Source organism: Peloplasma aerotolerans, from assembly GCF_030012175.1.
Classification (GTDB): domain Bacteria; phylum Bacillota_I; class Bacilli_A; order Acholeplasmatales; family Acholeplasmataceae; genus Peloplasma; species Peloplasma aerotolerans.
In genome coordinates this window covers 1-1,520 of sequence record NZ_JASCXW010000078.1, presented here as the reverse complement: position 1 = coordinate 1,520, position 1,520 = coordinate 1, and the positions used below count along the sequence as shown (strand labels likewise).

Here is a 1,520-nt window from a genome sequence, read left to right as displayed (position 1 = left end):
AAATATTTAGTTTTACTGAAAGAGTCTATTGGCACTCAACAAGCCATAGATTAGACGGATCAGTTTTCTACTCGTAAGGGCGAGGGCACGTTTATGTTGATGGGTCGTGACTTCATTGAATTTCTTTTGATAGAAATCACGGTATTCAGGTATATTTTGTCTAGCGATATTGGCTGCCTGAATGATAAAGTATCTTAAATATTTATTCCCAGTTTTTGTAAGACGCGTATCATCAGCATCAAACTTACCGGATTGGGTTTTACGCCAAGTGATGCCAGCATACTTAGCAAGCGCATCATCAGATTCGAATTGATTGATGTCTGCGATTTCAGCTAAAATCCCAGCTGCATAGACCTTACCGATACCTGGAATAGACATCAAAACGGTGTAATGATTTTGATTAAAACCAACAACTTGGCGCTTAATCGCCTTATCGATTTCTTTCATCTCTGCTTCGTAACAATTGATGACATTGATGGAGGAAGCAAGCGATAAGTTAATGGGATTATAGGCAATCTGATCGAGGCGATAAGAAGCTCTCGCAGCAGCTTGGATTTTAGACGCCATATCTATTGAATCGGAGAAGCCATTTTTACTGGACTTGGTGATAAACTGAGCGAGTTCTTCTAAAGGTGACTCAATGATATCGTCAATGGTTTTATATTCTAAAAGTAGTTCAACTGCGGTTTTACCGAAGTTATCTGAGAACAAGGTTTCGAACTCAGAAAACTTTAAAAACACGTTATTTAAGGCATAAACCTTCTCTGTTGACAGGAGTTCAGCGATGTGGAGGCGATGTCTGGTGAGGCGTTCTAAGGCAAGTCGTTGAGCACCTTTGAAAGGTGTAAGTTCAGAGGTTCTACCTACTCTAGCAATATCAGCTAGAATAAAGGCATCTTTAGGATCTGTCTTATCCATATCAGCAAAGCTCTTCCTGTAATTCTTAGAGATCTTAGGATTGATGATATAGACCCTAGAATCGAAAAGAGCAAGATGTTTAGAATTAGAAAGATAAGTAGCAAGATGAGCAGAATAGACACCTGTAGACTCTAAAATCACAATGATTTTTGAGAGCACATGTCGATTCAAGAGTTCTAAAAGTTTAGATTCAATGATGGCAGCCCCATCTTGAGTGTTTGGAATTAATGTTGAAAGTAATTTATCACGCGCCAAGTTCATCGCATAGACGTGATTAGATGCTTTAGAGACATCAATTCCAACGAATAAAGTAAGCTTCAAATTAAAACCTTCTTTCAAGGAAAATGAGATATAAGAGAAGCCCTAGCCTTGAAAGACAACTGCAGCCTCGCCGAATAAGAAACCACCGTTAGACTTAGAAGTTGAGTTGGATCTAACGGGTAACAACAACCGGTAAGCAGATTAGTCAAGCAAGCAGGTTCGCACGCTTTTGTAGCACCATCATGTGCAAGGAGAATTAGCGGATTATTCTGGTTATATCTTGACTTTATTATAACACCAGGGCTTCAAACTTATAAAACACAATATGTAGATAGGTCTTA

At 38.8% G+C, this 1,520-nt stretch carries 1 protein-coding gene; it reads right to left on the bottom strand.

Translation table 11 applies throughout. The features are described 5' to 3' along the window. Positions 1-12: 12 nt before the first annotated feature. A complete protein-coding gene (locus tag QJ521_RS09610) occupies positions 13-1,239 on the bottom strand; it encodes an IS110 family RNA-guided transposase (protein WP_282840264.1) in 1,227 nt (408 codons plus the stop codon). Between the last annotated feature and the right edge of the window lie 281 nt (positions 1,240-1,520).